4 protein-coding genes are annotated in these 3,011 nt (G+C 61.2%); 1 reads left to right on the top strand and 3 read right to left on the bottom strand.

Features of this window, described 5'->3' with window-relative positions:
* Positions 1 to 27: 27 nt before the first annotated feature.
* Complete coding sequence (locus VBE63_RS26685) at positions 28 to 927, bottom strand: hypothetical protein (RefSeq protein WP_323686030.1); 900 nt, start codon at positions 925 to 927, stop codon at positions 28 to 30.
* Positions 928 to 1,193: 266 nt separating this feature from the next.
* Between VBE63_RS26685 and VBE63_RS26680 the strand changes: the two genes are divergently transcribed.
* A complete protein-coding gene (locus VBE63_RS26680) occupies positions 1,194 to 2,357 on the top strand; it encodes an NnrS family protein (RefSeq protein ID WP_323686029.1) in 1,164 nt (387 codons plus the stop codon).
* Between the two features lie 123 nt (positions 2,358 to 2,480).
* On the opposite strand, the gene VBE63_RS26675 is transcribed toward VBE63_RS26680, so the two are convergent.
* Together VBE63_RS26675 and VBE63_RS26670 are read right to left on the bottom strand one after the other, a co-directional pair.
* Positions 2,481 to 2,762, bottom strand: coding sequence for a type II toxin-antitoxin system RelE/ParE family toxin (locus tag VBE63_RS26675; protein WP_323686028.1), 282 nt, complete (start codon positions 2,760 to 2,762; stop codon positions 2,481 to 2,483).
* On the bottom strand, positions 2,752 to 3,006 hold the full coding sequence (locus VBE63_RS26670; protein ID WP_323686031.1) for a type II toxin-antitoxin system Phd/YefM family antitoxin: 255 nt from the start codon (positions 3,004 to 3,006) through the stop codon (positions 2,752 to 2,754). The genes VBE63_RS26675 and VBE63_RS26670 overlap by 11 nt, the downstream gene beginning before the upstream one ends.
* Positions 3,007 to 3,011: the final 5 nt, after the last annotated feature.

Raw genomic sequence — 3,011 nt, 5'->3', positions numbered from 1 at the left:
GCTAAGTTACTGAAAAAATTAAAGATATTATTTAGTCACAAGTCTATGCAAGAAGTCGGTGTCCTTCGACGAGCAGCCGGCCTCGAATGGCGGCCGTCCACGCTCGATACCGCCGACATAGCGCTCGGTACAGAAGGAATTAGTGAAGCCGAAACCGTAACTTGGCCCCTTACCAGCGTCGGAGAGGTCTTGGCTGTACGGCGGAAATTCCATGACAAAGGACTTTGTCGGATCGATCCGGCCCTTCTCCTTATCGAAGCTCCAATAGGTGATGCCACCACGATATTTCTCGTTGAACTCCTCGAGTGGGACAAAGCCATCGTTGAGCAAGGGCGTCGCGTACTGAGTCGCCTCCATAACATATTCGGTGTTCGGCGTGACAAACGCCCCACCGTGCTCGGATTTAAAGAATGGGTTGACGACGATTTGCTTGGTCTCGAAGTCGTGCAGATCGATCACCGCCAGGCGGGGATTGGCCTTGTCGTTGATGAATAACCAGCGGCCATCGTAATCCCCTTCCGTCTCGGAGAGCGCGGGATGGTGGGTGTCGCCATAGGTGATGTCCTTGCCACGAATGCGGCCCTGGGCTAGCACGGCCTTGGATTCATCATCGAAGCCATAGCCCTGCCAGGGCTCGGGCGTGAAGACGCCAATGTACTTCAGCAACCGCATCGACGGGATACCGTAGACAATGACTTGACCCGACTGGCCACCCGAGGCAAAGGCGAGATACTCGTCGCGCCCTCCACTGGGCGTGTAGGTTTTAGCCGCCGCCAGGAGGTCTTTTTCGGTCAAACCACGCTGCTCCATCACGCCCTTGAGGCCATCCTGACTGTCCTCGGTCTTCGACGAACAGGCACTCGTGATAAGGCTAAAGACGACGACCGCAGATGCAGTCATCAGTCCGACCCTGGTAGCTTTGGACATCACAGCCAACTCCTCTTTTTCGATTCTCTGGTGTTCTGGGCATTGTGCTTTGCGTGCTTCGCGGCAAAGAGCTTGTACCTGAGCGCAACGGTCAACCTTGAGGTAAGTCAAAACCGATTTTGCAGCGAGCTAGGCTTTGACAAAGATCAAGTGTTACGCCGGGACTGGGGTTTACCGTCCAGGAACCCTCTGATAACGACGCCAGGCCACTCAGGAGCGGCCGCGTCGTCTCGCTGTCACCGAAAGCCCCTTCGATAGAACACTCGATGCCAAACAAGAACCCCTTGCTGTCTCTGGGCTTCCGCCCCTTCTTCCTTGCCGCTGGCGCGATCGGCTGCCTCTCGCTGCTGGCCTGGCTGGCGATGCTGCACGGGCTGCTGCCGATCAATCTGCGCTTCGTCGGCAGTGCCTGGCATGCCCACGAGATGCTCTATGGCTACACGCTGGCGGTGATCGCGGGCTTTCTGCTCACCGCGGTGCGCAATTGGACCGGGCAGGCCACCGCGTCCGGCGCCGAGCTGGTGGGATTAGTGCTGCTGTGGCTGATCGCGCGCGCCTTGCCCTGGCTGGCGCTGCCGGTCTGGGGCGATGCGCTGCTGGCGGCCGCCTTCCCGCTGGCGCTGGCCTGGTCGATGCGCCAACCACTGTGGAACGGGCCGAATCCGGTCAATCGCGTCTTTTTGCTGCTCTTGGGCGGGATGGCTGTTGCCGCGGCTTGGAGCCATCTGAGCGCGGCTGGCGGGGTGCCGGCCGGTCTGTTGGATGCCGATGGCCTGATGCTGGCGCTGGTGCTGATCACGCTGCTGATCGTCTCCGGGCGCGTGTTGCCGTTCTTTACCCAAGCGGCGATCAACGACGCCGAGCCCAAGTCATCTTCATCTCAGTGGCTCGATGTGACGACCTTCATCGCCGCTGGTGCCTGGTTGGCCGCTGATCTGATCAGCCCCTGGCCGATGCTGAAGGCGATCACCGCCCTCGCCTTCGCACTGAGTCTGGCCGCTCGCTTCGCCGGCTGGCATGACCGGCGCGCCTGGCGGATTCCGATTCTCGCCGTGCTCTACGCCGGCGCGCTCTGGCTGATGCTTGGCTTGATCCTGGATGCCGGCGCCGAGCTTGGTCTGATGGCGCCCAACGTCGCCCTGCACGCGCTGACCGCCGGTGCCATTGGCGTCTTCACCCTCGGCATGATGGTGCGCGTGACCTTGGGCCACACCGGCCGAGCGATGGTCTCGCCGCCGTCGATGACCGCCGCCTTCGTCGCCATCAACCTCGCCGCGCTGATCCGGGTCGTCTTTCCGCTGTTCTGGCCGGCGCAGTACAACCACTGGATGCTGCTCTCGGGCCTGCTCTGGAGCGGCGCCTTCGCTGCCTTCCTGGTCGTCATCGGTCCGATGCTGCTGGCGCCGCGGGTGGATGGTCGGCCGATCTGAAGCGACCGGCTCCATCGGCGCGATACCTTAACCGGGTGGCTACCCCTTCTTCCTGCTACCCGCCGACATCATCGATCGGTCCCTGTCGACCTCGCTCAGCTTGTCGCGAGCGCCCGCTGCCGGTCAACGGTTTCTGGCAACCCCATAGACCTCAGCGTTTTCGCGCTGACCGATGGCCACGACAAGGACGAGTAGCTCGGTTTCTCGAACCTCGTAGACCAAGCGGTAGCCAACCGCCCTCAGCTTGATCTTGTAGCGGTTAGCACGCCCCGAGAGCTGTGCCGCGGGCACCTGTGGATTCTCCAATCGTTCAGCAAGCTTCCTCTTGAACTGACGACGAACGGTGGCATCCAGCCGGTGCCATTCCTTCAGGGCCAGAGGATGAAAGGCCAGCTCATAGCGCATCCAGCGCAACCTTGACCACAGCCTGTCCGTCGGCCAGGCGGGCATCGGCAAGCGCGTTCAGCTCCAAGTCTTCGAGGCGATTCATCAAGGCTTCGTAGGCTTGTGCTGGTACACAGTAGAACGCGGGTTGGTTGCGATTGAGGATGGCGACCGGAAAGCCTTCACCAGCGGCCACGGTGCCCATTGGATTTCGCTTCAGCTCGGTGACACTCGCGGTCATCTCGGCCAGGATTGGATGTGCCATCACGC

It is taken from the genome of Lamprobacter sp. (assembly GCF_034860625.1).
Lineage (GTDB): Bacteria > Pseudomonadota > Gammaproteobacteria > Chromatiales > Chromatiaceae > Lamprobacter.
This window is presented reverse-complemented; position numbering and strand designations above follow the sequence as displayed.